The sequence below is a fragment of the Bifidobacterium stellenboschense genome, from assembly GCF_000741785.1.
Lineage (GTDB): Bacteria > Actinomycetota > Actinomycetes > Actinomycetales > Bifidobacteriaceae > Bifidobacterium > Bifidobacterium stellenboschense.
The window spans coordinates 140,428-167,421 of record NZ_JGZP01000016.1; the positions used below are offsets into that span (position 1 = coordinate 140,428).

A 26,994-nucleotide genomic window follows, 5' to 3' on the forward strand; every position below is an offset into this window, starting at 1 on the left:
TTCCGGGTGACAGGGTTGTTTTCCGGGAAAAGTTGCGCTGTGTCTGTGGTTGCGCCGTGGTCGGCGAGGGGGCAACGCGATGCGAACATCCCCGGCTGTCCACGATGCGGGGGAATGGGTCGGATGATGGCCCGAATCATGGACGTGGGCCACTATCCGACCGCAATATCGATAGGATTGAGCGCAGTTCACGGGACACAATCCCGCACGATCGAGGTCATCCGGTCAACGCACAACGCACGCGGCTCACGCACGCGCGACCGGCGGACCACCCACCCGCGCAACATGCGCCAACGCATAACGCGCAACCACATAACGACACCGTGTGCCGTTCGCACGAACGGTCGAACCGGTCGGACGCGACCGACGGCGGCCTCGCAGGGGCGATGCCGGCGGGCGTCGTCGGACCGGCGCATCGACCGCCGCGTGACGGTACGCAAGTAAAGGAGTGCCACCATGGCTGCACAGATCTGGTATGAGAATGACGGCGATCTCTCCGTGCTCGAAGGCAAGAAAGTCGCGATCATCGGCTACGGCTCGCAGGGCCACGCCCACGCGCTGAACCTGCGCGATTCCGGCGTCGACGTCGTCGTCGGCCTGCGCCCCACCTCGAAGTCCGTGGACTTCGCGAAAGAGCAGGGCCTCGAGGTCAAGTCCGTGCCGGAAGCCGCCGCCGAGGCCGACGTCATCATGATCCTCGCGCCGGACCAGTACCAGCGCAACATCTGGAAGGACGACATCGAGCCGAACATCAAGCCGGGTGCGGCCGTCGCCTTCGCCCACGGCTTCAACATCCACTACGGCTACATCAAGCCGAGCGAGGATCACCCGGTGTTCATGGTCGCGCCGAAGGGCCCGGGCCACATCGTGCGTCGTGAGTACGCGGCCGGCCGTGGCGTCCCGGTGGTCGTGGCCGTCGAGCAGGATCCACGCGGCGACGGCTGGGCGCTGACCCTGGCCTACGCGAAGGCCCTCGGTGCCCTGCGCGCCGGCGCCATCAAGACCACGTTCAAGGAGGAGACCGAGACCGATCTGTTCGGCGAGCAGAACGTCCTCATGGGCGGCGTGAACAAGCTCGTCGAGATGGGCTTCGAGGTCCTCACCGACGCCGGCTACCAGCCGGAGATCGCCTACTTCGAGGTCTGCCACGAGCTTAAGATGCTCGTCGACCTGATGAACGAGGGCGGCCTCAACAAGGCCCGTTGGTCCTGCTCCGACACCGCCCAGTACGGCGACTACACCAACACCGTCATCAACGAGGACTGCCGCAAGCGCATGGAGTACCACCTGGGCCGCATCCAGGATGGCTCCTTCGCCAAGGAGTTCATCGACGACCAGGACGCCGGCGCCCCGCACTTCAAGGAGCTGCAGGAGAAGTACTCCAACGAGCGCATCGAGACCGTCGGCCCGAAGCTGCGCGCCATGTTCTCCTGGAACAAGGACGGCGTGAAGGACGCCGACGAGGCCAACTCCTTCACCGGCAAGATCGCCCGCGCCCAGGTTCAGTGAGCTTGGTCTCAGTGAGCTGAGGTGGATGCCGGGTCCAGTGAGCCGGGTCTTGTACGTCAAGTTCGGTGAGCCGGGCTTGGTGAGCTCGGCTCGGCGCTCGCCTCGTATCAGCTCCCGCTGGCGGGAGCTGTCGGTCGTAGGCCGACTGAGGGTGGTTACGACAGTCCGTCACACCACCCTCAGCCCCGCTTCGCGGGACAGCTCCCGCCAGCGGGAGCAGGTCAATAGGCCGCAGTTCCTTACTGGTGGGAGTGAGTCAATAGGCCGTCGTTCCTCATTGACGGGGCAAACGAATAGGCCGCGGTTCCTTACTGGTGAGTGCGAATCAATGAGCCGTCGTTCCTCGCTGATGGGAGCAAGTCAATAGGCCGTCGTTCCCATTATCGGGAGCGGCGGCCTTTCGCGTTGCGTTATCAAAGAAATCAAAAGAATCAAAAGGATTCGGTCGACAATAGGGGCGGGGAATTAAAGGCTTGCCGGCAGCCCCCGCGAAAGCCTTCTCGGTTTCGATGGTCATTGGTGGGTCATTCCCATGTGCCGCCCGCCGAGGGGCATCCCATGTGCCGCCGGCGAGAGGGTTCCCTTGTAACTCCCCGCCCGAGGGGGATATCCCCGGTGGCGTCGTTGGTGTGCCATGTGCGTTGGCTCTGGCCATTGCGTGGCGCGCAAGTGACGCTGAGATGGCCGTGAGCGTCGGTTCTGTGCCAAGGGTGGCGCGCATGCGATGCTGAGATGGCTGTCGGCGTCGTTTGCGTGCCAGGGGTGGCGCGCATGCGATGCTGAGGTGGACGTTGCCGTCGCTTGTGTGCCAAGGGTGGCGCGCAAACGACGCTGGTCGCGCTCTTGGTGTCGGTTCCGTGCCAAGGGTGGCGCGGAACCGACGGAAACAAGGGCTGGGGTAATGGAATAGAGGGTCGGAGGCTTGGCAGCAACGTAGCGGTGTCGGATGGTGGTGGGAGAATAGTCGGCAATCGTCTATGAGAGCGTTCACATCGGCGGAACATCATCGTTGAGGAGCGGTGGCAGGAACGCGCGAGGCATCGGGAAAGCATGGCACGGAATCGTCATCGCCGATTCGTCGCCTCGAATGTGAGCGCGCACATAGACTGACGTGCGATTGCGAAAACGACCCGGAATCGTGCGGAACGTCCGGCAGGATCGTGGTGTGACGTAGCACCGTGAAGCGGCCCTGACGGGGAGAACGAAGGAGAGGCGCTACGTCGCGCCCGGACGAAAGTTGCAGTGCAGCATATGAACCATTGGAAGAAAGCAGTCGCGCTGATCGCGACGGTGCCGATGTTCGCGGCGTTCGCGCCCGCGGCCACCGCCGCCGACGCGACGACCGCGGTCGCGCAGTCCGCGCCCGCCGTCACCGCCGCGGCCGACGCCGCCCCGACCCTGCTCGCCAGCTGGGACTTCACCGGCAAGAACGGCACCAGCAGCGGCTCTATCGCCGATTCGACCGGCAAGTACAACCTGACCCTCAACGGCGGCGTCTCCGTCGGCAAGTTCGGCGACCGCTCCAACAACGAGGCGCTGAACCTCAACAACGACGCGAACAGCGCCAAGTACGCGCAGATCGACGACCAGCTGTTCAAGGACGCCGGCGACTCCTTCACCCTGGAGTTCGCGGCCAAGACGCGTCACGCGGACGACGGCAACTACTTCTCGCTCGGCGTCGGCAAAGACAACGGCAACGACACCAGCAAGTACCTGATGTTCTACAGCAGCACCGGCACCGTCAAGGGAGTCATCTCCGATAACGGCTGGCACAACGAGCAGGGTTCCGAGGTCAACGTCGCGAACAACAACAACATCTGGCACGACTACAAGATCGTCGTGGACGGCACCAAGCTCGCCGTGTACCGTGACGGCACCCCGGTCATCTTCAAGGCCGACACCGGCATCACGATGAGCGGTCTCGGCGCGACCACCGCGTACATCGGCAAGTCGTTCTACAACGCCGACAAGTACTGGAACGGCGCCATCGACGACATCAAGGTGTACAAGGGCGCCGAACTCGCCTCGCCGACCGGCGTGACCATCTCCGGCGGCGGCGTGGTCGACGGCAAGCTCGCCCTGACCGAGAAGTCCACCGCCAAGCTCACCGCCACCGTCACCCCGGACGACGCCGTCAGCAAGAACGTCACCTGGTCGTCCTCCGACGAGGGCGTGGCGAAGGTCTCCGACGACGGCACCGTGACCGCCGTCAAGGCCGGATCCGCGACCATCACCGCGACCACCGAGATCGGCGGCGTGAAGGCCGAACTGCCCGTCACCGTGAACCCGATGGACGCGAAGAGCGCCGCCACCGAGGACCTCGACGCCGCGATCAGCGCGCTCAAGACCACCACGACCGAGAACCTGCCGCTCGTCGCCGAAGGCACGAAGAACGGCTCGACGATCACGTGGACCTCCTCCGACCCGAAGCTCATCACCGGCACGAAGGCCGACTACAAGGCACCGAGCGTGGGGGCCGCCGATCCGTACCAGGGTGCCGGCGTCGTGACCCGCCCCGCCTACGGCGACGGCGATTCCAAGCCGGTCACGCTGACCGCCACCGCCAGCTACAACGGCGGCGAGAAGGTCACCAAGACCGTCGAAGTCACCGTCAAGGAGAAGACGCGTTCCGTGCCGGACGGCGCGTATGCGTCCGTCACCTTCCTGTCCGACTCCGCGACCACCAACGGCAAGATCGGCGAGGCCCTGTACGAGTCCGCCACCGACGGCAACAACTTCTTCTCGTTCAAGGAGATCAACGGCTCCGACCCGGTCATCGTCTCGAACACCGACACCAAGGGTCTGCGCGACCCGTACGTGCTCAAGTCCCATGACGGCGACAAGTTCTACATGATCGCCACCGACCTCAAGGTCTCCTCGCAGGGCTGGGGCCAGAACCAGCAGTACGGCTCCCTCAAGCTCGAGGCGTGGGAGTCCACCGACATGGTGAACTGGACCCGCACCAACGCCGAGGATGGCGACACCGGCATCAAGGTCAATGCCGACAACATGGGCATGACCTGGGCGCCGGAGGCGTTCTGGGATGACGACCTCAACGCCTACGTCGTGTTCTTCTCCTCCCGCGAGTACACGGACGGCACCCGCTCCACCGCGGTGAAGAGCTCGAAGACCGGCGGCGCGTACAACATCGTGATGATGGCCATCACGCGCGACTTCAAGAGCTACACCCCGGTGCAGAAGTGGCAGGACACCCAGTACTCCCGCATCGACTCCACCGTGTTCAAGATCGGCGACATGTACTACCGCCTCACCAAGAACGAGGAGAGCGGCAAGGCCGGCGACTACATCACCACCGGCAAGTCCACGTTCCTCGAGCGCTCCAAGTGCCTGACCTGCGAGACGACCTCCGCCGATCCGAACGCCGACGTGACCAAGACCTGGCAGCTCGTCGACCAGAACATCCTGCCGTTCGAGGGCCCGGAGTCCATCAAGCTCAACGCGGGCGACCCGAACCAGAACGAGGCCGGCGACGCGATGATCATCATGGCCGACTCCGGCGGCTACAAGCCGTACATGACCTCCGAATCCGCGATCGCCGCCTCCAGCTGGACCAACCGCCTGTCGCAGACCGACGGCTGGAACACGGAGAAGCAGTGGGGCCCGGGCGTCACCGGCAAGGTCACCCCGACCAACATGCCGACCCCGACCCGCCACGGCGCGTTCGTGAACGTGTCCGCCGCCATCGCCGAGAACATGCACCAGTGGACGACCGCCAACCCGACGAAGCTCGCCGCCGTGGACTCGACGACCACGCTCAAGTATGACGAGGCCTCCCGCGTCCTGACCGCGACCGTCAAGGCCGACGACACGGGCACCGTCGCCGGTTCCGTGAAGTTCGCGCTCGGCGGCGACGCGGACGGCAGCTGGTCCGAGACCGTCAAGCTCGACGCGAACGGCAAGGCCTCCGTGACCGTTCCCGCCGCCGTGGCCGGTAAGGTCACCGCCGCCTACGACGGCTACACCGATGGCCTCGTCAAGAGCTCCGTCAGTGACCCGGTCACGGTCGCGCAGGGCGAGAACCCGACCCAGCCGGAGATCGTCATCACCGGTGAGGGCGTGAAGGACGGCGAGGTCACGCTGAAGGTCGGCGACGAGCTCGACCTCCACGCCTCGCTCACGCAGGGCGACGCGGCCGCGGCCGACGACGAGCTGGTGTGGGGCGATCCGTCCGATCCGGCTGTCGTCGAATACGTCGACCAGGGCGCGAACCCGGCCGCCGGCACCCGCCGCGTCAAGGCGCTCAAGGTCGGTACGGCGACGATCATCGTCTCGTCCAAGGCCGATCCGAAGGTGACGGCCAAGCTGACGGTCAAGGTCGTCAAGACCGGTGAGACCGACGCCACGACCCCGAACAAGGGCGACACGACCAAGCCGGAAACCAAGCCGAACGGTGCGGCCAAGCCGTCCGGTAACGGTGGCGGCCTGTCTGCGACGGGTGCCGCCGTGGCGTCGGTGACGGGCGCGGTCGCGCTCCTCGCAGCCGCCGGCATCGCCCTCACCGTCTGGCGCAAGCGCCAGGCGTAGCCGGTATGCGCCTCCGGCGCATGCCGGTTTTCCCGCCCCGCCGGCGGGGATTCCCGCTGGTGCCCCCCGCTGGCGGGGGGCTGTCAGCCGCAGGCTGACTGGGGGTGGCTCCATACGAAAATGACCACCCCCACCCGCTTCGCGGGAGCCCCCGCCAGCGGGGGCAAGGAAACGGAATCGGCCTCCGGCCGTTGCGATTCCCCCGCGGCCTACGGCTACTTCTCCACTCTTCCTCAGTCGGCTTCGCCGACAGCCCCCGCCAGCGGGGGCAACGAAACGTGACGTACCGTAACGGCATCGTCACCGGCCGACAACCCCCGCCGGCGGGGGCGAGGAAATCTTACAGGCCGAAGACCTTGACGCGGGTCTCGGCCGGCTGCTTTTCGACCGGGCCGGCGGGCTGGGCGACGATGCCGAACGGCATCTGGGCCTGGAGCTTCCAGCTCTTCGGCAGGTCGAACTCGGCGGCGACGGCCTCGTCGATCAGCGGGTTGTAGTGCTGCAGGGAGGCGCCCAGGCCCTTCTCGGCGAGGGCGGTCCACACGGCGAGCTGGAGCATGCCTGCGGCGTCACGGGCGAAGCCGGGGAAGTTGGCGGCGTAGGCCGGGATGTTCTCCTGCAGCTGCTTGGTGACGTCCTCATCATCGTAGAAGAGCACGGTGCCGTGGCCGGCGGCGAAGGAGTCGATCTTCGCCTCGGTGGACTTGAAGGCCTCCTCATCGTTAACGACCTTGCGCAGGGTCTCCTTGACGATGTCCCACAGCTTCTGGCTGGCGTCGCCGAACAGGACGACGGCGCGCTGCGGCTGGGAGTTGAAGGCGCTCGGCACGTCGACGACGACCTTCTTGACGAGGTCGGCGATCTCCTGGTCGCTGATCGGCGAGGCGTCGGTCAGCGCGTACTGGGAGCGGCGGGTTTCAAGAGCGGTGACGAAGGACATGAGATTCCCCTTTTCGTTCGTGGTTCCGGATGCCCATGCGGCACCCGCAATATCTCGTTTCGAGATATGACTATACATGCATATCACGATTCGAGGTATCTTCGGCGTGGCGCACACCGGCCAAGCGGTCATGCAATGCCCGCCCACCCCGCGGTCAGGCCCGGGAAACCGCCCGTCTCAGCTTTCGTCGCCTGTGGCACCTTCGATCCGCTCGATGTAGTACACGGCCGTCTCACCATAGTCACGGTCGTCCGTGATCTCCCAGCCGTCCGGCGGCGTCGGCCGCTCGGACCGCGCGGAACGCTCCAGCATGACCACGGTCCCCTCCCCCGCGAATCCGTTCGCCGCGAGATCGGCGAGCAGCCGGTCGCACGCCTCCGTCTCGAACGCGTACGGCGGGTCGATGAAGATCACGTCGAACGCGCCCGCCGCTCCCGCGCCGGAGGCCGCATACGCCTCCGCCTTGCGCACGATCACGCGCGCCGAGAGATCCGACGACCATGACCGGTTGCGCTTCAGCTGCGCGACGGTTTTGACGACAAGCGCGGCCGCCGGCTTCGACGCCTCCACGGCCACCAGCTCGCGGGCCCCGCGCGACAGCGCCTCGATGCCGAGCGCCCCCGTGCCGGCGAACAGGTCGAGCACACGTGCCTCGTCGAGCACGCCCCACGCGTCGAGACGCGAGAAGATCGCCTCCTTGGTGCGGTCGGTGGTCGGCCTGGTGCCGGTCTTCGGCGTGGCCAACGCCACGCCCTTGAATCGTCCTGAGATCACTCGCATGGCTACCGACTTTAGCGGTACGCCACGTCGTCCATTTCCGGTACTGACTACCCCTCAGTCCCGCTACGCGGTCCAGCTCCCCTGACAAGGGGAGCCGAAAAACGGGCGTCAGTTGGAGGTGAGGAAGGTCTCGTTGCCGCGTGTGAAGTCAAGCACCGCGCCGGCGAGCTGCGTGTGCCCGTCAAGCGTCGGATCGTCGGCGAGCATCCGTTCGGCGCGCGCCCGCGCGTCGGTGATGAGGTCCGCGTCCTTGATGACGCGCAGCAGTTTGAGGCTCGATTTCGCGCCGGACTGCGCGTCGCCGAGCACGTCGCCGGCGCCGCGGAACTCCAGATCGGCCTGCGCGATCTCCGCGCCGTCCAGCGAATCGTGGATGACCTGAAGCCGTGCTTCGGCCGTCGTGCCCGCTTCGGCGCGCGAGACGAGGAACGCCCAACTGTCCGTGCCGCCGCGGCCGACGCGTCCGCGCAACTGATGCAGCTGGGACAGGCCGTACCGGTCCGCGTCGAAGATCACGATGCAGCTGGCCTGCTTCACGTCCACGCCGACCTCGATCACGGTGGTGGAGACGAGAATCGGCGTCTCCCCGGAGGCGAATCCGGCCATGACCTCGGCCTTCACATCGTCCTTGTCGCGTCCGGTAAGCGTCGCGAACCGGATGCCGGCGAACTGCGGCAGCGCCTTGAGCCGCGTCGTGATCTCCGCCACCGAGTGCAGCGGCGGTCGCGCGACCGTCTCGCCGTTCTCGTCGAGCGTCTCATACGCGTCGTCGATGCCGTCCAACGCCGTCACCTCGCCGCGCGAACCCCGCCCGCCGCGCGAGGAGCCGCGGCCGCCGCCCGGCACCCCCGCATCGTCGTCGGAGTCCGCGTCGATGCGCGCGCACACGATGTAGGCGCGCTCCCCCGCGTCGATGCGCGCACGGATGTGCGCGAACATGCGCGCCATCGTGCGCCCGTCCGCCTCGTTGACGACGATCGTGCGGATCGGCTTGCGCCCGCCGGGCAGTTCGGTGAGCCACGAGATGTCGAGGTCGCCGAACCAGGTCATCGCGGCGGTGCGCGGAATCGGCGTGGCGGTCATGACGAGCAGGTGCGGCGCGGTGCCGTCCGTCGATTTCGCGTTCAACGATTCGCGCTGTTCGACGCCGAACCGGTGCTGTTCGTCGATGACGACGAGCGCGAGCCGCGGCGCCTGGAACGTCTTCGAGAAGGCGGCATGCGTGGCGACGATGATGCCCGGCGTGCCGCTCGCGGCGGCGGCGAGCGCCTTGCGCCGCGCCGCGAGCTTCATGCCGCCGGTGAGCAGCGTCACCGGCACGGACGGACCGGCGTCGCCGCCGTCCGCGCCGCGATCGCCGGCACCGTCGCCATCGCCGGCACCGTCCGCGCCGTCCATCGCGGCGATCATGCGCGTGATGGTCTCGACGTGCTGTTCGGCGAGCACCTGCGTGGGCGCGACGAGCACGGCCTGATAGCCGGCGCCGACGGCCTGGAGCATGGCGGCGAGCGCGACCACTGTCTTGCCGGAGCCGACCTCGCCTTGCAGCAGACGCTGCATCGGCGTGTCGCGCGTCATGTCGGCGGCGATGTCGTCGATGACCTCGCGTTGGCCGTTCGTGAGCGTGAACGGCAGGGATTCGACGAACCGGTCGCGCAGGGACGGGGCATCATCGGCGCCCCCGTCCGGCAGCGGGCACGGGTGCGCCGCGGACTTGTGCGCGCTGCGACGCGCCTCAAGCAACGCGGTCTGGCACACGAGCGCCTCCTCGTAGCGCAGGGTGGCGATGCCCTTGTGGAAGTCGGCGACGGTCTTCGGTTCGTGGATCGCGCGGAACGCCTGGGCGCGGTGCATGAGTCCGCGCGCGCTTCGGATGGTTTCGGGCAGCACGTCGGGGATGGCGTCAGCGAGCGTGCGGGAGAACCGTTCCTCATCGTCGTGGGATTGCAGGGTGATGTCGTCGGTGCCGGGCGCGGGCATGTCGCGCCCGCCGAGCGCCCACATGAGGCTCAGGATCGTCTCGTGGATGCGTTCGCTGGACAGTCGCGCGGACGCGTGGTAGACGGGTCGCGGCCGGGTGACGCGCGCCAGCGCCTCGGCGACGTTCGGCGCGTCGTAGCCGTTCGCGTGTGGCATCGACGGTTCCGGCGCGACGGTGATCACCTGCGGATGGTTGAACTGCAGCTGCCCCATGTACTCGCCGGGCGCGCCGGAGGCGACCACGACGGTGCCGGGGGCGAGACGGCGCGCCATCCAGTCGAGATACCCCTTCCTGCCGGAGAAGAAGACGAACTGCGCGCCCGACGGCAGTACGCCGCGGGAGGCGGCGAATCCGTCGTCGTCGACGTTGACGACGAGACGCATGTTGCGCGAACCGTGGAACGTGCGCGCCGAACGCACCGTGCCGGCGAACGCCATCGCCTCGCCGACGCGCGCCTCGCCGAGCGCGCGCGACGGCACCGGGTCGGCGACGCGGAACGGATAGTAGGTGAGCGCGTCGCCGATGGTGACGATGCCGAACGACTTGAGCGTGGACGCGCGGCGTTTGTTCGCCAACAGCGCGGCGATCGGAGTGTCCCAGGTGATGCTCATAACGTCCTATTCTCCCACACGCGACGACGCGCGCGACGGCTAAAACGAAAGCCTCCATCGGCGAACCGATGGAGGCTTCGATACGTTGACGCTATCCGCGCACTCACGCAACCGCGCGCTGGACCTTGCCGGCCTTGATGCACTTGACGCACACGCGCAGGCGAACGTTCTCGCCCTCGACGGTGGTACGGACCGACTGGAGGTTCGGACGGAAGGTGCGCTTGTTGCGGATATGCGAGTGAGACACGGTGTATCCGACCTGCGGACCCTTGCCGCACACGTCACAACGAGCTGCCATGATGGACTCCCTTTAACCTTGACTATCAAGTCTTTTTCGCGATTCGACCGGGCATGCGAACACGCTTAGCCGAACACACAACTTCACGAATATATCCCAGCGGCCCGACAAACGCAACACGCGTAGTATCCTATGCGGTTCCGCGCACGGCGAATACGCAGCAGAATCGTCTCCGATGACCGTTGCATCACACCCCGAACGGCCTAAAATCCACCATACACCGGGCCCACGGCCATAGAATGGTGGCAGTGCATCGCGTCGGACGCGTGCAATCGAGCGCTCAAGGAGGACGCCATGTTGTCGAAGCACATCAACGGGGAGACGAAGGGAACACGACTGGGCGAGTTCATCGAACAGCGGCAGGAGGAACGACGCATCGACCGGGCCGTGGCGGAGTCGGACGCCGCTGACAAGGCCGCGGCCGCCGCGAAGTCGTCGGACTCCACAAGCGGCGGCCACACCCCGTCGGTGATCTCACTCGGCCAAGTGTGGGTCGACATCATGATGGATGTGGACGAACTGCCCGAGCCGGGCGGTTTCGCGGTCTCCAACGCCGCACGCCCGGTGGTCGGCGGCAGCTACCGCGTGCTGGACGCGGTGAGCAGCATGGGCGTGCCCGCCGAACACGCCGGCATCATCGGCAACGGCGTGTGGGCGGCGATGATCCGCGAGGCGTACGAGCACGACGGCATCACGCACGTGGGGCCGTGCCGGCTCGACGCGGACTCCGGATTCCGTCTCGTCTTCCACGACGACGACGGGCGCAAGACGTTCGTCGCACGCTACGGCGTGGAGGCGCAGGGCGACGCGCGCACGTTCGACGCGGTCGAACCGGAGGCGGGCGACGTGGTGCATGTCAGCGGCAACACGCTGCTCGACCATACGGCGGCCGGCATCGACGAATTCATGCACCGGGCCGGCGACGACCCGAAGTCGCGCCCCTACCGGCTCGTCATCAATCCGACGAACACGCTCAAGCTCGTCAACGACCACCTGCTCGAGGATCTCGTGCTCGCGCGCCCCACATGGTCCTGCAACCGGCAGGAGGCGAACACGCTGGCGGAACGTCTCGGCGTCGACCTCGGCGAGGCGGGAGCGTTGACCGTCGGCGGCGGATTCGACCAGGCGATGAACGCGTTGTGCGACGCGCTCGGCAACACGCTGCGCGCGCCGCTGGTCGTGCGCGCCGGATCGCGCGGCGCATGGGTGCGCGAACCCGGCGGCGAAGTGCAGCATGTGGAGGGCTATCCGACGAAGGGCGTGCACACGCGCTCCGCCGGCTCCTGCCACACGGGCGCCATGTGCGCGATGCTCGCGAAGGGATGGTCGCTGGCCGATGCGGTGAACATCGCCAACGCGGCCGCCTCGCTCGCCATCCAGCGCCATCGCGCCGGCGTGCCCGTCTGCCCGAGCTACAAGGAGGCGGTCACGCTGGCCGGCGTCGCAGCGCGGTAGCGGTCCGGTGGCGGTCCGACCGCGACCCGACAACACACGGATACGCGCGATAATTCACTCTGCGTTCACCGGCGGGCGCGCTGGGCGGCATGGGGACTCCCCTACGATGGATTGCAGTTTCCGTCGTCGAGGAGAGTTCCATCATGTCCGAACAGTCAGTGAACGCGGCGCCGTCCGCCGCGGCGAAGCTTACGCCGCGTGAGAAGAAGTGGATCGTCTACGACGTGGGCAACTCCGCGTTCGTGCTGTTGTCGACCGCGGTCGTGCCGATCTACGCGAAGTCGCTGATGCCGGCGGACGGCAACATCGTGTCCGCGTGGGGCTACGCGCAGACCATCGCCTCGCTGGTGATCGCGTTGCTCATGCCGCTGCTCGGTTCGATCGCCGACGTGCAGGGCATGAAGGTCAAGTTCTTCCTCGGGTTCTTCGGCACCGGCGTGGTCACGTGCTGCGCGATGGCGTTGCCGCTGACCTGGCTGCCGTTCCTCATCGTGTACGTGCTCGCGACGATCGGACTTAACGGTTCGCTCACCTTCTACGATTCGATGCTCGTCGACACCACGTCGAACGAGCGCATGGACAAGGTCTCGTCGCACGGCTACGGCTGGGGTTATATCGGCTCCACGGTGCCGTTCATCCTGTGTCTGGTGCTGATTTTCGGCGGTCCGGCGCTGTTCGGCTGGTCCACGGCGGCCTGCACGCGTGCGTCGTTCGTCATCACCGCCATCTGGTGGGCGGCGTTCACCGTCCCGCTGCTGACCAGCTACCGGCAGGTGCATTATCGCGCGACCCGCGAGCATACGGCCGAAGCCATCCGCGGCACGTTCTCCGAACTCGCCTCCACGCTCGGCAAGGTGGTGAGGAACAAGCCGCTGTGGATGTTCATGATCGCGTTCTTCTTCTACATCGACGCCGTGAACACGGTGATTTCGATGAGCACCTCCTACGGCACGCAGCTCGGCATCGATTCGACGCAGCTGGTGGCGGCCCTGCTGGTCACCCAGTTCGTGGCGTTCCCGTCCGCCATCGCCTACGGCCGTCTGGCCGGCCGGTTCGGATGCAAGCCGATGATCATGGCCGCCGTGATCGCCTATCTGGGCATCGTGTTCTTCGCCGCGTTCTTCCTGCGTTCGGCCGTCGAGTTCTGGGTGCTGGCGATTCTGGTCGGCATCTTCCAGGGTGGCATCCAGGCGCTCTCCCGCTCCTACTATGGCAAGATCATCCCCAAGGAGCACGCCAACGAGTACTACGGCCTGTACGATATCTTCGGCAAGACCGCCTCGATTCTCGGCACGTTCCTCGTCGCGACCACCACGTCGCTGACCGGCAATGCGAGCCTCGGCGTGCTCTCCATCGCGATCCTCCTTGCCGTCGCCCTCGTCTTCCTCACCCTACAGAAGGATCCGACCAGGAACTGACGTTTCGTTCCGATCCGGCATAGCGAAAGGTTCGATATGGACGGCCGTAATGGCGACGACACTGACAGCCGATCAGCCGGCTCGGACAGGCCCCGATACGCCCACGCATTTGTCGGCCACCTGTTGCTGAATGCCATCGTCTCGTTCCCGATCAGTCTGATCATTGCGTGGCTGGGGCTGCGCTTCATCGCGCGCATCGTGTTCGATGGCGGCACGCTCGCCGCAATGCTGGCGATTACATGGATCGGAATATCGCTGATTGATTCACATTGCGACTATGAACTGCGCCGGACCGTCAACCGCATCAATTCGCCGATGCCATGGCCGCTGATCGCCACCAAGATTGCATTGCCGTTCGCCTTGCCGTGGATCGCCACCCTCTGGCACACGGACATGACGATTGTCGCGGCTACGAGCATCGCTGCCGGCGCGGTGCGACTGATGGAAATCATCGGCCTCGAACGACCATGGCGAAGCGAGGACCAGACGATGATCGACCGGCAACGAGAAGAGTTGAGGCGCATCACCCGCGAGACTGCCGAGGAGATCCGCAAGGAACGCCGCGCACAGGCGGACGGAGACACCTACGACCCCTACAATCTGCGCGGCAAACGGTGAATCGCCGTTCCTGCCCCCATACTTGGGATTCGTGAGAAAACGGCGGATCGACGCCCATACAACCAACGGTTGCGCAGCAACTACGACGCCGCTCGGTTGCATTTCGCCATGGCAACCGCAAGATGGTGGCGGAAACGGCGCCACCATGCCACAGTGGAATCATCGTTAGGACACGACAAGCCGACACTACCGACCTAGGGGATGATGACGATGACTTTCCGCACCAATCTGCAGACCCTGCGCGCAAGGCGCAACATGACGCAGGAGCAGCTGGCCATGCTGCTCGGCGTCTCCCGGCAGGCGATTTCGAAATGGGAATCCGAGAAAGCGTACCCGGAAATGGACAAGCTGCTGGCGATCTGCGACCTGTTCGGCTGCACGCTTGACGATCTGGTGCTTGGCGACGTGGACCGGCCGGCGACCCCCGCGAGAACGACAGATGCCACCCCGACCGTCGCCGATGATCCTCACGCGGTCGAGCAACGGGAAGGCGGTCCGACCACACCTCTGCCGAAGGACATCACCGGATACGACGCCCACCGCCTCCGGTTCTCGATGCTGATTGCATCCGGCGTGACGGCGATCATCGCGTCGGTCGGCGTCGCCAACCTGTTTGACCCGGAACATTCGATCATCGGCGTCAATCCGCTCAACGACTTCCTGATGTTCGTCTGCATCTGCGTGGGCGTGATCATCGGACTGGTTCTGTTGGTCCCGGGCGCCATGGCGCATGCCGCGTTCAGACGGAATCACCCGTATGTCAAGGACTTCTACACCGAGGATGACCGCCGCAGGGAATCCCGGCTTCTGGCGTGCGGCGTGGTCGCGGGCGTGGCGGCGATCCTGATCGGCATCGCGGTCGTCGTGTACATGGACGAGGTGCGGGAGGTCACCGCGGGGTGGCCGAACGCGGTCATGCTGCTGCTGTCCGCGGCCGCGGTGTTCGGATTCGTCTACTGCGGCATGCGGTACACCATGGTGAACATCGACGGCTACAACAAGGAAATCGAGCGGAATCGGCGTCAACGTTCCGGTGACGTGCCGCGATCCGTGAAGCTGTCCGGGGCGTTGAGCGGCATCATCATGCTCGTCGCCACGATCGTCGGCCTGACGCTGCTGTTCCTCGTTCCCGAATCGTTGTTCTGGATGTCGTGGGTAATCGGCGGCCTGCTGTGCGCCATCACCGGAATCATCGTCGATCTGTTCAAGGACCATGTCGACAAGTGAACGAACGGAAACCACGGGCGGGACACTACGCATGGTGATGCTGTTCTTCCCCGCCCTTCATGAGAATCCGACGCAGGCCGAACCTCAAGGCGCCAACGGTACGCGTTGCATACATCGTCGTGTTCCAGCTCATACCATCTGATGCCAATGATCTGTGTCCTGCGATACGGGATGCGGATACGGGGATACGGGGATACGGGGATACGGGGATGCTAACGATTAGTGGGCGAGGTCGCAAAACAAAGTCACAGCGCTGGCAACCTAGTGTCCGATAAGACACAACCCGATAAGACACAACCCGATAAGACGCAACCCGATAAGACGCAACCCGATAAGACACAACCCGACAAGACACAACCCGACAAGACACAACACCGTTCATCTCCTGAAACGCGACGACAACCACTCAGCAACCATCAATCGCGCCCTTGTTCATCGATGGCATCAACGAATAAGGGTCTTCGCCAGTCTGTGCGGCGAGAAGTCGGGCTTCAGCGTTGTTGCAGAGCCTTCCATATGCGGAACATGAGAGGGGGTTGTCTGGGTGGGGTGGGTTGGCGGGTTCTAGTGATTGTTGCAACACCTGATGATTGCTGGTTTCCATCGCCTGCCAGGTTTGATTCCGTCAGCACACGCCTTCCCCGCCATTGTCAGTGTCTTATCGGACACCGGCCTGTCATTGGCCCCAAGAAGCCCAGGCGAACCGGCTTCCGTCGCCTGCCAGGTTTGATTCCGTCAACAATAGAAGGCATATCAGTCGCCTATCCCCACGCGAAGGCACGACTCTTCACAGGCACCCGCCATCGCGTAGCCAGCATGGTTTCGAATCCTTACGCGCTCCCCGCCCGCCGGATTCCTACACCTCCCCACCGCCGTCAGTGTCTTATCAGACACCGGCCTGTCATCGGTCCCAAGAAGCATCGCCACCATTCTCCGTAGCGGTTGGAAACACAAGCTTCTCCCGGCATTCATATCCATGCGCGATACGTAGGCAACGCCTTGCCGTTCCGGCACTACACTGGGAGGGACGGAACCGGGCGGGATATGCCGGCGCGATGCGCGCGCACGATACCCTGTGCGGTTCCGCGAGTCGAACGTCAGTCATCAGTCATAAGGAGGCTGTCATGATCGATCATGTCGGATTGTTCGTCAAGGATGCGAACGAGCGTGCGGGGTTCTACGAGAAGCTGCTGGCGCCGCTGGGATACGTGAAGAAGCATGAGTTCCCGGGCGCCGTGTGCTTCGCGAACGATGCGGACGGCGACAGCGTGTGGATCCAGTCGCCGAAGGACGGCAATCCGCTCGTCCCGGCGCATCTGGCGTTCCGCGCCGCCGATCAGAACGTCGTCAAGGCGTTCCATGAGGCCGGTCTCGCCGCCGGCGGCACGGACAACGGCCAACCCGGTCCGCGCCCGAACTACGGCCCGACCTACTACGCCGCGTTCATCCACGACCCGGACGGCAACAACATCGAGGCCTGCCTGCAGTAAGCGGGGCGCCGATTCCGCGGTCGCTCGCGTCCGGACCACGCATGAGCAACCGCGTGAACGCCCTATGCGAACAGCCGGGCGCGCAGCGACGTGGCGTCGGTGAAGCGGATGCCGGTCAGACCGGGCACGGCGGCGGCCGCGGCGTCGGCGTTGCGCTGTTTGTCGTCGACGAACGCCGCCTGCGCCGGGTCGACGCCGAAGCGGGCGACCGCGCGACGGTAGATCTCCGCGTCGGGTTTGTGGATGCGCTCGGCGCTGGAGACGACCACGTCATGCAGCAGCCCGAGCGCAGGGAACAATTCGCGGGCCGCGTCCACGTATTTCACGGTGAAGTTGGTCAGTCCCCAGCAGCGCACGCCCGCCGCGTCGAGGTCGCGCAGCAGTCCGGCCATGCCGGGCAGCATGCCGGCGAGCGCGAGCCGCTGGCGTGCGAAGTAGGTGCGGAACGCCGCGAGTTCCACGGATTCGTGCGCGTCGGCCGCGTGATGCGCGGCATAGTCGGCGAGGATGCGCTCCTCACTCCAGCCCAAATCGGACAGTTCGTCGTAATGCCAGAATCCGTACGGGTCGTCGCGGTCGAACAGCCGGTCGGCGACGTCGTCCGGCACGACGCCGTCGACCGCGGCACGCGGCCGCCAGTCGACCAGCACGTCGCAGAAATCGAAGATCACGTCGTCGTATGCGGGATGCACGGAATGACGCACGGGGGAAACGCTCATACGTGACACCGTACACCCGCGTCGTCCGACGAGACGCGACGCGTCCGCCGCAACGTACTGGCGGTACAGTGGCCGGAAACCGACGGATGTGGGTGCATCGGGAGAGGAGAGACGACATGACGTATGTGCAGGCACTGCTGGGATTCGCGCTGGTGGCCGGGTCGATGGCCCTGCTGCCGGGATTGGACATGATGATGGTGGTCAACGAGACCATCAATTCGACGCGTCGGCGCGGCATCGCGGCGGCGTGCGGCATCTCGTTCGGCGTGCTCGCGTGGGCGGTGGCCGCGGCGGTCGGGCTCGCCGCAATCATCAACGCGTTCCCGCTCGCCTATGACGCGATCAGGCTGCTCGGCGGCCTGTACCTGTTCTATCTGGCGTTCAGTCTCGTCCGCAGGCCGAAGGCCGGCAAGGGCGGGGAACCGGAAATGGCTGAGCCGGCCGAACCGGCGGCGGCCGTCGCGACCGCGGGTGCCGGACGCGGCCCGCTCGCCTCCCCCATCGTCTCCTCGTTCGTGCGCGGCTTCCTCACCGATCTGTTCAATCCGAAGATCGGTGTGTTCTACATCGCCGTCATCCCCCAGTTCCTCGTGCCGGGCGTCGACCATCTGCGGATGGGCGTCTCGCTGGGGCTCATCCACTTCGTCGAGAGCATGCTGGTGCTCGTCACGCTCGCCTGCATGGCCGCGTTCTTCGCCGGCAGGCTCAAGTCGGGCCGTTCGCGCCGCATCCTGAGTCTGGTGTCCGCGGGCATCATGGCCGTGCTGGGCGGCGTGACCGTCACCGAAGCGATCCGCAGCCGTCTCGCCGCCTGAGTGGGTCCGTCCGGCCATTCGGCGTCGATGCCATCGGTGACGGCAGCACCCGCCGCGGGCTCAGCGGCCGAGCAGGCTGGAGATCTGGCCGATGACGTCGCCGGGCAGACCGGCCTGTTCGGCGATCGAGCCGAGGCCGAGGTTCGTGCCCTGCTCCTGGATCATGCCGGCCACGTTTCCGATCTGGTCGGCGGAGATGTGCTCCTCGGCCAGTGCGGTCAGGTCGCCGAGCTGTTCCGCGTTGAGATGGTCGCCGGCGATCTGCGCGATCTCGCCGAGCTGGCCGGCGTCGAACTGCTCGGTCACAGCCGCCGGCAGGTCGCCGATCGCACTCAGGTCGACGCCGCCGACGAACTGTTCGGCGATGTTGCCGACGGCGCCGTTCGCCGCGTCGCCGACCGTATCGCCCAGCACGCCGCCCACGATGTTCCTGATGCCGTCGAACAGTCCCATGTCACGCCCCTTCGTCGATGATCGTCCGTTGTCGACCACTGTACAGGACGATGATGTCGCGAGAGCTTCCGACTCCCGTGAGCTTGCTCATACGGCGAGGGGAACGGGACCGCTCCCGGCTCAGTCGGCGGTGTGGAGATTGATGGTCATCTTCTCGTCGTCGGGGAAGTAGTGCACGGATAGATCGGAACCGTTCGAGCCCTTCATCGACGCATAGTTGTCACCTTCGCCGTCAGCGGTGAAGCCCTTCTGCTTGCACTGTTCGACGTAGGCGGCGAACTGGTCGTGCGTGGTGCCGTAGACGCTGTATCCGACGCTCGTGTCGCTCACCGAACCGCCGATGATCGTCGATTCGGGCTTGGGCAGGGTCTTGGTGAGCTTGTCGTCGCCCCACTGGTTCGCCTTGCTTTCGGCCTTGTCGAGTGTGGTCTTCTTGTTGACGAAGTCGTAGGTGGCTTTGCCGATTGTGTTCGTGCCCTTCAGGTAGGCGACGGACATCGTGTCCGGTTCCATGAGCGGTGTGAAGTCGCCGATGGCCTTCCACCCGCCGATCGTGCATTCGCCGTTCTCGCTGGTCGCGCCCGGCTTGACGATGAGGTTGCTCGTGCATTTGAGCGGTTCGGTCTTGAGCTCCTCGTAGTCGGAGTCCTCGATCATCGTCACGGCCTGCCGCAGGTCGGCGAACGCCGCCTGCCGCTGGTCGTCGGTCACATCGCTTTTCTGCCGGTAGTTGAGTGAGACGGCGACGATGGTGACGTTCGTGCCGTTCGTGAACGACATCATGTCCTGACGCTGGTTGTCGACGGGCGTCGACGCGACGCTCGTCTCGAGCTTGGAGAGGTCCAGCGGCTTCGCCACCGGTGACGCCGAGCCGCCGGACGCGCCATTCGATCCGGTGCCCGTCGGACCGCCGCAACCGGCAAGCATCATCGCCGCCGCCATCACGCAGGCCACGCCGCCCGCGATCTTCCGTTCCATACGCATGTCGTGCTCCTTGTTCTCTCGTTCGACACGTTGTTCACGGGCCATTATCGGGAGGATCACGTGGGACGGCATCAGTTGGCGACTGAATCGGCGGGAAAAAGGATGTGCGAAGACGATGAGGTCCCCTTCCTGACGGAAGGGGACCTCATCGTTATGGGGAAGGCCGGTCGCAGGTCTCACTCTGACGAGGGGGCCGGAGACCGCCTAGCCTAGCGTGTTCAGCGCTCGGAGGCCTCCTCGGTGGCGGCCTCGCCTTCGCGCTCGACGCGAATCTTGTGGCCGTCGGCCTGGGAGACGCCGTAGTAGGCGGCCACGGCGATGTCCTTCATGTCGTTGATCAGCGGGATGCGCGGGTTGGCCGGCGTGCACTGGTCCTCGTAGGCGCGCATGCCGATCTGGTCGAGGATGCCCCAGAAGTAGTCCTCGTCCACGCCGCACTCCTGGAAGCTCTTGTTCATGCCGAGCTTGTTGTCGCGGTAGTCCTCGACGGCCTTCGCCAGGTTCTCGACGGCCTCGGCCGGGGTCTTGCCCGGATCGATGCCGAGGTTGATCGCGATGTCGCGGTAGCGCTCGTCGGCGATGTACTTGTTGTACTTCGGCCACGAGGTCGGCTCCTCCGGCACCTGGCCGTTGTAGCGGATCACGTACGGCAGCAGGATGGAGTTGGTGCGGCCGTGCGCGATGTGGCACAGGGCGCCGATCGTGTGGGCCATGCCGTGGCACATGCCGAGGAACGCGGAGCCGAACGCCATGCCGGCCATGGTGGCGGCGTTGTGCATCTTCTCCTGCGCGTTGGTCTTCTCCAGGCCCGGCTCGCCGTTGACGGACTCGGCCAGGTTGTCCCAGATCAGCTTGGCGGCGTGCAGGGCCATGCCGTCGGTGAAGTCGTTCGCGTACACGGACACGTACGCCTCGAAGCTGTGGGTCAGGGCGTCGAAGCCGGCGTCGGAGGCGAGCTTGCGCGGCTGGGTGCGGGCCAGGACCGGATCCACAATCGCGACGGACGGGGTGAGCGCATAGTCGGTGATCGGGTACTTGTAGCCGGTCTTGTGGTCGGTGATGACCGCGAACGGCGTGACCTCGGAGCCGGTGCCGGAGGAGGTCGGGATGCACACGAGCTTGGCCTTCTTGCCCAGCGGCGGGATCTTGAACGCGCGCTTGCGGATGTCGAAGAACTTCTCGCGCACGTCGGAGAAGCTGATCTCCGGGTGCTCGTAGAGCAGCCACATGATCTTGGAGGCGTCCATCGGGGAGCCGCCGCCGACCGCGATGATCGTGTCCGGCTCGAACTCCTCGCGCATCATCTCGGCGCCCTTCTCGACGGTCTCGACCGACGGCTCCGGCTCGACGTAGTCGATGATGCGGAAGGTGACGCGGTTGGAGCGGGCGCGCAGCTGGTCGATGATCTTGTCGACGATGCCGAGCTGCTCCATGACCTTGTCGCACACGATGACGGCCTTCTCGATGCCGTACATGTCGCGCAGGTACTTGATCGCGTTCGGCTCGAAGTAGGTCTTGGCCGGGATCTTGAACCACTGCATGTTGTTGTTCCTCCGAGCGATGCGCTTGATGTTGACCAGGTTCACGGCCTGCACGTTGCCGGACACCGAGTTGCCGCCGTAGGAGCCGCAGCCCAGGGTCAGCGACGGGGCGATCGCGTTGTAGATGTCGCCGATGCCGCCCAGCGAGCTCGGCTGGTTCCAGATGATGCGGCAGGCGTGCATGCGAAGGCCGTACTCGCGCACGAGCTCCTGGTTGTTGGTGTGGATGGCGGCGGTGTGGCCGGCGCCCAGCTTGAGCATCTTCTCGCACATGTCGAAGGCCTGGTCCTTGTTATCGGCCTTGAGCACGGCCTGCACCGGGGCGAGCTTCTCGTGGGTGAGCGGCTCGTTGTCGGAGACCTCGGAGCACTCGGCGGCGAGGATGGTCGCGTCCGCCGGGATCTCGAAGCCGGCGGCCTTGGCGATGTACTGCGGGGACTTGCCCGGCACCACGGAGTTGAGCTTCGGGGTCTGGCCGGAGCCGGCGGTGCAGCCGAACATGTACTGCTCGAGCTTGGCCTTCTCCTCCTTGTTCACGAAGTAGGCCTTGCGGCGCTTGAGCTCGGCGACCAGACGGTCGTAGACGTCCTTGTGGGCGATGATGGCCTGCTCGGTGGCGCAGATCATGCCGTAGTCGAAGTGCTTGGACAGCACCAGGTCGTTCGCGGCGCGCACGATGTCCACGTCGGTGTCGACGTAGGCCGGGGCGTTGCCGGCGCCGACGCCGAGGGCCGGCTTGCCGGAGGAGTACGCGGCCTTGACCATGCCCGGACCGCCGGTCGCCAGGATCGTGGCGATGCCGTCGTGCTTCATCAGCGCGCCGGTCGCCTCGATGGACGGGTGCTCGATCCACTGGATGCAGTCGGCGGGGGCGCCGGCTTCGATGGCCGCGTCGCGCACGATCTTCGCGGCGGCGACGGAGCACTTCTGCGCGCCCGGGTGGAAGCCGAAGATGATCGGGCAGCGGGTCTTCAGCGCGAGCAGCGACTTGAAGATCGCGGTGGAGGTCGGGTTGGTGACCGGGGTGACGCCGGCGACCACGCCGACCGGCTCGGCTACCTCGTCGATGCCCATCACGTCGTCCTCGCGGATGATGCCGACGGTCTTCTGACCGGCCATGTAGTTGGTCACGTGCTCGCACGCGAAGATGTTCTTCGTGGCCTTGTCCTCCACGAGACCACGGCCGGTCTCGTCCACGGCCATCTTCGCCAGCACGAGGTGCTTGTTCAGCGCGGCCACGGAGGCCTTCGCCACGATGTGGTCGACCTGCTTCTGGTCGAGCTTCTCGAACTCGGCAAGGGCCTTCAGGCCCTTCTGCACGAGAGCGTCGACCTCGGCCTCGGCCTGGGCCTGCTTCTCTTCCGGGCTCGGCTTGGTGGGAGCCTCGGTCTTCTTCGCTTCTGCCATGAATCCTCCTCGATTTGCCGGTGCAAATGCGTATTCTGGAATCTCCCGCCGCAGGGGCGGACATCGGTCGGCCTGTTCAACATTGCGTTGTTCGTTGTGGCCTGGGTCACAATATAACGAATCGGTCAACGCGGTGCATGCGCACAAAATCGACGGCGTTTCGTGTTTAACTTTGAGCTTTTTATGTTATTTCTTGTGATTTTTATCGCACAAAAGCGCTCAAATACAGCAAAATTGATACTTTTTGTTCACTTTCTCGTAAAAATCACAGCCCAATCGAACCGCACCTCCCCTTTCTTGCGCAAAGTGATTTTCTAAAAGTTATCTCGCTGGCCACATTAATAAAAATCCATTTCACAAAAGTCGATCGTTCACATCCGCGTCATTCCGCACCGCACGGCACGGCACGCCCGACAATATGCGAAATGGCTTTTATAAAAGTACACTGTCGGTATTGCATCCAACGGAGGTTTCGCATGAAGGCAATGCCATCGACGGCGGTGAAGACGCACAACCGCATCGCCATGACCCAATACCTGTACCGTCACGAGCACGTCACCAAGCAGGAGATCGAACGCGAACTCGGGCTGAGCCTGCCCACCATCACCCAGAACCTGCGCGCCCTGGAACAGGACGGCATCATCCGTCAGGGCGACCTGCAAAGCTCCACGGGCGGACGCAAGGCGCGTAACTACGAGTTCAACCCCGACCATCGCACCGCCATCGGCGTGGCCATGCGCGCCAACGGCGTGCGTATGTGCGCGGTGGACCTCAACGGCACGGTGGTCGAGCAGCTCGAACGCACGCTCCCCTACCGCAACGCCAACGTCTACTACCAGCGCATCGGCGCCATCATCGACAACTTCGCCGCAGAAGTGGGCAAGAAGCACGGGCCCGTGCTCGGCGTCTCCTTCTCCATCCAGGGCATCGTCTCCCCCGACGGCGGGACGATCACGTTCGGCAAGGTCATGCGCAACACGGGGCTCACGCTCGAGACGATCACGCAATCCGTGCACCACCCGTGCATGATGATCCACGATTCCGACGCCTCGGCGATGGCCGAACTCTGGTTCGACCATTCGCTCACCGACGCCGTGTGCATCTATCTCGAACGACGCCCCGGCGGCGCCGTGATCGTGAACGGCAAACTCTACCAGGGGCCGAACATGTGCAACGGCGCCATCGAGCATATGACGCTCGTGCCGAACGGCCGCGAATGCTACTGCGGCAACCGCGGCTGCATGGACCCGTATTGCTCGCCCGAATCGCTGCCCGAAGACTACGAGTCCATCCCCGGCTTCTTCAGCGTGCTCGAACAGGGCGAACGCCACCACCGCGAGCGCATGGACGAGTGGCTCGACTACGTGGCGCAGGCGATCGTCAACGCACGTTCGGTCATCGCCGGCGACGTGATCGTCGGCGGCGAGGCCTCCCAGTATCTGGAGGATTCCGACATCGAGGACCTGGAGCGCCGGGTCATCGAACGCAGCCCGTTCGGCACGGAACGGTTCACACTGCGCCGCAGCTACCAGGCAGAGAACCAGACGATCATCGGCGCGGCCCTGCGCTACGTGGAGACCTATCTGGCCGAGATCTGCGGGGAATAGCCTCGAAGACCGTTGCAACGCATGAGCCCCGAACCTGCGGGAAACCGCGGGGTCGGGGCTCGTTCATGCGTCATGCGGTCAGGCCCGGGTGAGGACCTCGGCGAGCGCCTGGATCACCGGCTGCGGCATGTGCGAGTCGAATTCGCGGCTCTCGTCCACGCCGTGCAGGTCCTCGATCGTGTGGAGCGCCGGCAGCGCGTCCTTCCCGAGCTCCTTGACCATCGCGTAGGCGGTCTCCTTGGTGAGGTAGAGCATCTGCGCGTCCTTGAGCACGGCGAACGCGTCCTCGACCACGGTGTCGCCGGCGACCGGCAGACCGGCGACGAACGTCACCGTGAGACCGTCCGTCGCGGCCACGCCGGAGATCTTCACGACCGCGCTCAGCGTCGCCGCGTCGTAGGAGACGTCGGCGGCGACCGTGCGGCCGTCGGACGTGACGGTCACGTTCGCGCCACCGTCACCGACCGCCGACGCGTCGACGCCGCGAAGGACGATCGTCCAGTCGCGCGTCTCGGGCACGACGTCGGCGGCGCCGGCGACCGGCGCGACGGTGAACGTCGCTGCCGTCGCGGCACCGTCCGTCTCGCCCAGATGCAGCGACAGTGCGGTCGACGCCCAGCGCACGGACGCTTCGGGCGCGCCGTCGTCCTCCCACAGCGTGAACGACCCGCTCGCGCCCGGGAAGGCGACCACGCGCAGGGACTGCGGGTTCGCGACCGAGTTGAGCGGTTCACCGGCCCTCTCCTCCTGCAACGGAACGATGGCGCCGGCCTTCGCGAACACGGGGATGCGGTCGAGGCCGCGCCACGCCTCGATGCGACGGCCGTTCGCCGGGCGCGATGCGTAGCGGCGCCCGTCGAAGAAGTCGAACCACGTGCCCTGCGGCAGCCACACGTCGGCCTTCGCGCGCTGCACGCTCTTCTCGGCCGGGGCGACGATCGGCGCGACGAGCAGTTCGGTGCCGAAGCGGAACTCGTCGACGAGCTTGTACGCGTCGCGGATCTCCGGCCAGTCCCAGTAGAGCGGCTGGACGAGCGGCTCGCCCTCGTAGGCGGCGCGGCGGTTCATCGTGTACAGGTACGGGATCATCGCGTGGCGCAGGCGCAGCGCGGCGGTCATCGCGGCGGCCACGTCGCCGTGGAAGTTCCACGGCTCCTTGCCGTTGAACGGCGAGTCGGTGGAGTGCAGGCGGTTGATCGGGCTGAACGCGCCGAACTGGTACCAGCGCGCCTCCAGCTCCTCGTCGCGGTAGCCGAACATGTGGCCGCCGATGTCGTGGCTCCACCAGCCGTAGCCGATGTTGGAGGCGGTGGCGGTGAATTCGGGCTGGAACTTCAGGGACTCCCAGTTGACGACCGTATCGCCGGAGAAGCCGATCGGATAGCGGTGCGAGCCGGGGCCGGCGTAACGGGAGAAGGTGAGCGGGCGCGGGTTGCGCGCGGCGTAGTCGCTGCCGTCGGCGCGCGCCGAGTCGAGGTAGTGCAGGTGGTTGAGGCCCCACAGCGGGTCGAGGCCGGGCTGGCGGGTGGTGCCGCCCTGCTGCCAGTCGAGCCACCAGAAGTCGACGCCCTCGTCCTCCATCGGATGGTGGAGCTTGTCGAAGTAGGCCTCCATGAACTTCGGATCGGTGAGGTCGAACTGCACGGCCTCCTCGGTCTTCGGGTCGATGCCCATCGCCTCGGCGAGTTCCGGGTAACGTTCCTCGAACGCGCGCACGCCGTCCTTCGGGTGCACGTTGAGCGTGATCTTCATGCCCTGCTCGTGCAGCCACGCCATGAAGCGCTTCGGATCGGGGAAGAAGTCCTTGTTCCACGTGTAGCCGGTCCAGCCGGAACCGTACTTCGGGTCGACGTCGTCGACGAGATGCCAGTCCATGTCGACCACGGCGGTGGTGAACGGAATGCCTTCCTTCTCGAACCGTTCGACGAGCGTCATGTATTCGGCTTCGGTGTAGCGGTGGTAGCGGCTCCACCAGTTGCCGAGCGTGAAGCGCGGCAACAGCGGGGTCGGCCCGGTCAGACGGTAGAGGTCGTGCACGGCCTCGCGGTAGCGGTGTCCGTAGGCGAACAGGTAGAAGTCGGTGGTGGGTTCCGGCTTCGGCGTCACCCACGTGCCGAACGGGTTCGCCTTGCCGTTGACTTCCGGCGTCTCGCGGATGATGTTCGATGCCGAATCGTCGATGACGGCCCAGCCGTCGGTGCCGTTGACGCCGGGACCGACGGGGATGCGGCCGTTCGCGAAGTCGAGCGTGCGCGCCGTGCCGCCGAGGTTGCGCATCTGATCATCGCCGTAATGCCACGTGTTGTCGATGGCCCTGACGTTCTTGATGGTGGCGTACAGGCCCTCCTTGCTGAACGGGGCCTGATTGTAGGAGATATGGAGCGACGGCGTGTCAATCTCCAGCCATCCGTCGCGTTCGATGACGGTGAACTCCGGTGCGGCGTCCGGGCCGAAGTCGCGGTTGAGCACGGACTGCGTGGCGTCGTCGACGAACCGGCCGGAATCGGACCATTCGAAGCGGATGAGCGACTCGGTGATGACGCCGATGCGCCACCGGTCGCCCTGGATGATGCGGTCCGGGTCCATCGCCGGATGC

General features: G+C 65.5%; 20 protein-coding genes. 9 read left to right on the forward strand and 11 right to left on the reverse strand.

The window, feature by feature from the left end; genetic code table 11:
• Positions 1-456 precede the first annotated feature (456 nt).
• Complete coding sequence (ilvC, locus tag BSTEL_RS08690; RefSeq protein ID WP_034529598.1) at positions 457-1,509, forward strand: ketol-acid reductoisomerase; 1,053 nt, start codon at positions 457-459, stop codon at positions 1,507-1,509.
• 325 nt (positions 1,510-1,834) lie between these two features.
• Here ilvC and BSTEL_RS12210 read toward each other — a convergent pair whose 3' ends face one another.
• Positions 1,835-2,026: a hypothetical protein gene (locus BSTEL_RS12210; protein WP_156963247.1), complete on the reverse strand. Its 192-nt coding sequence runs from the start codon at positions 2,024-2,026 to the stop codon at positions 1,835-1,837.
• A 734-nt stretch (positions 2,027-2,760) separates the two neighbouring features.
• Here BSTEL_RS12210 and BSTEL_RS08695 point away from each other — a divergent pair.
• On the forward strand, positions 2,761-6,054 hold the full coding sequence (locus BSTEL_RS08695) for an Ig-like domain-containing protein (protein ID WP_034529704.1): 3,294 nt from the start codon (positions 2,761-2,763) through the stop codon (positions 6,052-6,054).
• Positions 6,055-6,394: 340 nt separating this feature from the next.
• On the opposite strand, the gene BSTEL_RS08700 is transcribed toward BSTEL_RS08695, so the two are convergent.
• The 4 genes from BSTEL_RS08700 to rpmB form a co-directional block, all read right to left on the reverse strand.
• Positions 6,395-6,994: a nitroreductase family protein gene (locus tag BSTEL_RS08700; protein ID WP_034529600.1), complete on the reverse strand. Its 600-nt coding sequence runs from the start codon at positions 6,992-6,994 to the stop codon at positions 6,395-6,397.
• A gap of 177 nt (positions 6,995-7,171) precedes the next feature.
• Positions 7,172-7,774: a 16S rRNA (guanine(966)-N(2))-methyltransferase RsmD gene (rsmD, locus tag BSTEL_RS08705; protein WP_034529602.1), complete on the reverse strand. Its 603-nt coding sequence runs from the start codon at positions 7,772-7,774 to the stop codon at positions 7,172-7,174.
• A 108-nt stretch (positions 7,775-7,882) separates the two neighbouring features.
• The gene (locus BSTEL_RS08710; RefSeq protein ID WP_034529603.1) at positions 7,883-10,366 is read right to left on the reverse strand and encodes an ATP-dependent DNA helicase RecG; all 2,484 of its coding nucleotides are present in this window, start codon (positions 10,364-10,366) and stop codon (positions 7,883-7,885) included.
• Positions 10,367-10,469: 103 nt separating this feature from the next.
• Entirely contained in the window at positions 10,470-10,664 is a 195-nt protein-coding gene (gene rpmB, locus BSTEL_RS08715; protein ID WP_034529605.1) for a 50S ribosomal protein L28, read from the reverse strand.
• 294 nt (positions 10,665-10,958) lie between these two features.
• Between rpmB and BSTEL_RS08720 the strand changes: the two genes are divergently transcribed.
• From BSTEL_RS08720 to BSTEL_RS08735, 4 genes are all read left to right on the forward strand, one after another.
• The gene (locus BSTEL_RS08720; protein WP_084686220.1) at positions 10,959-12,119 is read left to right on the forward strand and encodes a PfkB family carbohydrate kinase; all 1,161 of its coding nucleotides are present in this window, start codon (positions 10,959-10,961) and stop codon (positions 12,117-12,119) included.
• A 143-nt stretch (positions 12,120-12,262) separates the two neighbouring features.
• Positions 12,263-13,537, forward strand: a complete 1,275-nt coding sequence (locus tag BSTEL_RS08725) for an MFS transporter (protein ID WP_034529606.1) — start codon at positions 12,263-12,265, stop codon at positions 13,535-13,537.
• Positions 13,538-13,573: 36 nt separating this feature from the next.
• The gene (locus BSTEL_RS08730) at positions 13,574-14,155 is read left to right on the forward strand and encodes a hypothetical protein (RefSeq protein ID WP_034529608.1); all 582 of its coding nucleotides are present in this window, start codon (positions 13,574-13,576) and stop codon (positions 14,153-14,155) included.
• Positions 14,156-14,365: 210 nt separating this feature from the next.
• The gene (locus tag BSTEL_RS08735; protein WP_034529707.1) at positions 14,366-15,382 is read left to right on the forward strand and encodes a helix-turn-helix transcriptional regulator; all 1,017 of its coding nucleotides are present in this window, start codon (positions 14,366-14,368) and stop codon (positions 15,380-15,382) included.
• Positions 15,383-15,627: 245 nt separating this feature from the next.
• Here BSTEL_RS08735 and BSTEL_RS13050 read toward each other — a convergent pair whose 3' ends face one another.
• The gene (locus BSTEL_RS13050; protein WP_084686221.1) at positions 15,628-15,795 is read right to left on the reverse strand and encodes a pentapeptide repeat-containing protein; all 168 of its coding nucleotides are present in this window, start codon (positions 15,793-15,795) and stop codon (positions 15,628-15,630) included.
• A 711-nt stretch (positions 15,796-16,506) separates the two neighbouring features.
• Here BSTEL_RS13050 and BSTEL_RS08740 point away from each other — a divergent pair.
• Positions 16,507-16,872, forward strand: coding sequence for a VOC family protein (locus tag BSTEL_RS08740; protein ID WP_034529611.1), 366 nt, complete (start codon positions 16,507-16,509; stop codon positions 16,870-16,872).
• Positions 16,873-16,934: 62 nt separating this feature from the next.
• Here the strand turns inward: BSTEL_RS08740 and BSTEL_RS08745 are convergent, their stop codons facing one another.
• Positions 16,935-17,591, reverse strand: a complete 657-nt coding sequence (locus BSTEL_RS08745; RefSeq protein ID WP_051922999.1) for an HAD-IA family hydrolase — start codon at positions 17,589-17,591, stop codon at positions 16,935-16,937.
• A 116-nt stretch (positions 17,592-17,707) separates the two neighbouring features.
• Here BSTEL_RS08745 and BSTEL_RS08750 point away from each other — a divergent pair, with 116 nt between their 5' ends.
• On the forward strand, positions 17,708-18,406 hold the full coding sequence (locus BSTEL_RS08750) for a LysE family translocator (RefSeq protein WP_034529613.1): 699 nt from the start codon (positions 17,708-17,710) through the stop codon (positions 18,404-18,406).
• A gap of 60 nt (positions 18,407-18,466) precedes the next feature.
• Here BSTEL_RS08750 and BSTEL_RS12810 read toward each other — a convergent pair whose 3' ends face one another.
• From BSTEL_RS12810 to adhE, 3 genes are all read right to left on the reverse strand, one after another.
• Positions 18,467-18,859 (reverse strand): hypothetical protein, encoded by a 393-nt coding sequence (locus tag BSTEL_RS12810; RefSeq protein WP_238567680.1) that lies wholly within the window; start codon positions 18,857-18,859, stop codon positions 18,467-18,469.
• A gap of 120 nt (positions 18,860-18,979) precedes the next feature.
• Positions 18,980-19,837 (reverse strand): DUF6591 domain-containing protein, encoded by an 858-nt coding sequence (locus BSTEL_RS08760; protein WP_034529616.1) that lies wholly within the window; start codon positions 19,835-19,837, stop codon positions 18,980-18,982.
• A gap of 224 nt (positions 19,838-20,061) precedes the next feature.
• Entirely contained in the window at positions 20,062-22,791 is a 2,730-nt protein-coding gene (gene adhE, locus BSTEL_RS08770) for a bifunctional acetaldehyde-CoA/alcohol dehydrogenase (protein ID WP_034529620.1), read from the reverse strand.
• A gap of 476 nt (positions 22,792-23,267) precedes the next feature.
• On the opposite strand from adhE, the gene BSTEL_RS08775 reads away from it, so the two are divergent.
• Positions 23,268-24,398, forward strand: coding sequence for an ROK family transcriptional regulator (locus BSTEL_RS08775; protein ID WP_034529623.1), 1,131 nt, complete (start codon positions 23,268-23,270; stop codon positions 24,396-24,398).
• A gap of 78 nt (positions 24,399-24,476) precedes the next feature.
• On the opposite strand, the gene BSTEL_RS08780 is transcribed toward BSTEL_RS08775, so the two are convergent.
• The gene (locus tag BSTEL_RS08780; protein WP_238567682.1) at positions 24,477-26,984 is read right to left on the reverse strand and encodes a glycoside hydrolase family 31 protein; all 2,508 of its coding nucleotides are present in this window, start codon (positions 26,982-26,984) and stop codon (positions 24,477-24,479) included.
• Positions 26,985-26,994 lie beyond the last annotated feature (10 nt).

Bases quoted from the DNA above. Each gene is read 5' to 3' on its own strand.
- BSTEL_RS08740 (WP_034529611.1), top strand. From the start codon at position 16,507: ATGATCGATCATGTCGGATTGTTCGTCAAGGATGCGAACGAGCGTGCG.
- BSTEL_RS08730 (WP_034529608.1), top strand. From the start codon at position 13,574: ATGGACGGCCGTAATGGCGACGACACTGACAGCCGATCAGCCGGCTCG.
- BSTEL_RS08745 (WP_051922999.1), bottom strand. From the start codon at position 17,591: ATGAGCGTTTCCCCCGTGCGTCATTCCGTGCATCCCGCATACGACGAC.
- BSTEL_RS12810 (WP_238567680.1), bottom strand. From the start codon at position 18,859: ATGGGACTGTTCGACGGCATCAGGAACATCGTGGGCGGCGTGCTGGGC.
- BSTEL_RS08700 (WP_034529600.1), bottom strand. From the start codon at position 6,994: ATGTCCTTCGTCACCGCTCTTGAAACCCGCCGCTCCCAGTACGCGCTG.
- BSTEL_RS08725 (WP_034529606.1), top strand. From the start codon at position 12,263: ATGTCCGAACAGTCAGTGAACGCGGCGCCGTCCGCCGCGGCGAAGCTT.
- BSTEL_RS08760 (WP_034529616.1), bottom strand. From the start codon at position 19,837: ATGGAACGGAAGATCGCGGGCGGCGTGGCCTGCGTGATGGCGGCGGCG.
- BSTEL_RS12210 (WP_156963247.1), bottom strand. From the start codon at position 2,026: ATGACCATCGAAACCGAGAAGGCTTTCGCGGGGGCTGCCGGCAAGCCT.
- BSTEL_RS08720 (WP_084686220.1), top strand. From the start codon at position 10,959: ATGTTGTCGAAGCACATCAACGGGGAGACGAAGGGAACACGACTGGGC.
- BSTEL_RS08695 (WP_034529704.1), top strand. From the start codon at position 2,761: ATGAACCATTGGAAGAAAGCAGTCGCGCTGATCGCGACGGTGCCGATG.
- BSTEL_RS08710 (WP_034529603.1), bottom strand. From the start codon at position 10,366: ATGAGCATCACCTGGGACACTCCGATCGCCGCGCTGTTGGCGAACAAA.
- ilvC (WP_034529598.1), top strand. From the start codon at position 457: ATGGCTGCACAGATCTGGTATGAGAATGACGGCGATCTCTCCGTGCTC.
- BSTEL_RS08735 (WP_034529707.1), top strand. From the start codon at position 14,366: ATGACTTTCCGCACCAATCTGCAGACCCTGCGCGCAAGGCGCAACATG.
- BSTEL_RS08750 (WP_034529613.1), top strand. From the start codon at position 17,708: ATGACGTATGTGCAGGCACTGCTGGGATTCGCGCTGGTGGCCGGGTCG.
- adhE (WP_034529620.1), bottom strand. From the start codon at position 22,791: ATGGCAGAAGCGAAGAAGACCGAGGCTCCCACCAAGCCGAGCCCGGAA.
- rsmD (WP_034529602.1), bottom strand. From the start codon at position 7,774: ATGCGAGTGATCTCAGGACGATTCAAGGGCGTGGCGTTGGCCACGCCG.
- BSTEL_RS08775 (WP_034529623.1), top strand. From the start codon at position 23,268: ATGAAGGCAATGCCATCGACGGCGGTGAAGACGCACAACCGCATCGCC.
- BSTEL_RS08780 (WP_238567682.1), bottom strand. From the start codon at position 26,984: ATGGACCCGGACCGCATCATCCAGGGCGACCGGTGGCGCATCGGCGTC.
- rpmB (WP_034529605.1), bottom strand. From the start codon at position 10,664: ATGGCAGCTCGTTGTGACGTGTGCGGCAAGGGTCCGCAGGTCGGATAC.